General features: G+C 31.1%; 2 protein-coding genes. Both read right to left on the bottom strand.

The features are described from left to right. A partial coding sequence (locus tag HMPREF0023_RS16840) for a type I restriction enzyme HsdR N-terminal domain-containing protein (protein WP_017396511.1) occupies nucleotides 1-189 on the bottom strand: 189 nt, incomplete at its 3' end. A gap of 254 nt (nucleotides 190-443) precedes the next feature. Continuing rightward, nucleotides 444-1095: DUF4357 domain-containing protein (locus HMPREF0023_RS02300; RefSeq protein WP_008941081.1), on the bottom strand; the 652-nt coding region annotated here is incomplete at its 5' end.

Genomic DNA, 1095 nt, shown 5'->3' with positions numbered 1-1095 from the left:
CTGAACTTCTTGATCCATTTGTGCCAAATCAAAACCATAATGATTTACAAGACGACAAATGTACTCTTGTCTTACTCTTTCTTCTGGTGTAAGTACAAGCCACTTATCTTTAAGTGGTGCAAATATTTTTTTTCCATCGATGTCAATTTGTCGCATTTGATCTAAAAAAACTAAATAATATTGATTCAATATCTTACATCAATATCTTGAAATTATGTTGTACAAACAAAATTTTGTCTGAACTATGCTCAAATAATTAACTTTAAGCACTAGGCTTGCTTGTTACATTACTAGTTCTATGCTGAATATAAGCGAAATAATCAATAGCAATGTTCAATACTTATCAATGAAAGTACATTTGAAAAAACGTAAAATTTACAATAATGTTAGTAGAGGTCTTAATTTTCACAACTAATATAGCTCAATCTAACCGAAGCTACTATCTATTGCATAATCTGATTTTCCTCCCAATCCTTATAACTTGTTTGAGGCTGACCTAAAAGCTTCCAAGTAGATGGCCCTGATGTTGGACAACCAAATAACATTGCAGCAGGTGTCGAAGTACTTGTAAAAGATACATCTTGAATAAACTCAATTTTATCATTGACCACTCGGATCATACCTTTATCTATCAAAGATTGACGTTGATTGATAATGAAATTATGTTGAGATGAGGTTTGCTGTTCCTTACCAATAGAACCTTGTCTCACATAGAAAACTCCCTCTTTTATATAAGCTTTTCCATCTACTTTTTTATCACGACTTAAAACAAAAAATTCGGCCTCTATTTCTTCATCTATAGTAGTTGTCAATTGAGTATTTAACTGACTTGAAATTTTTACCACTGGCGTAAGTAAGTTGACCCCTAATGCAGGTAACACAAAACTTAAGTTATCTAAAAAAGTATCCATATCAGAAATATCAGCATCTGATAATCTTCCTGCATAATTTTTTAATTCTTGTTTATTTTCAATTTGATAGAGAGTTTTTTCTTTAATAAATTTATAAACCTGATATTCTAAATACGCACAATGAGTTTTAGTTAGCGTCGTGTCCTTACATTGAACCAAAATAACAGTGTCCCAGAACTCTTTG

It is taken from the genome of Acinetobacter sp. ATCC 27244, from assembly GCF_000156555.1.
Taxonomy (GTDB): domain Bacteria; phylum Pseudomonadota; class Gammaproteobacteria; order Pseudomonadales; family Moraxellaceae; genus Acinetobacter; species Acinetobacter haemolyticus.
Note: the sequence above shows the minus strand (reverse complement) of the source record. Positions and strands in the feature narration are given on the sequence as shown.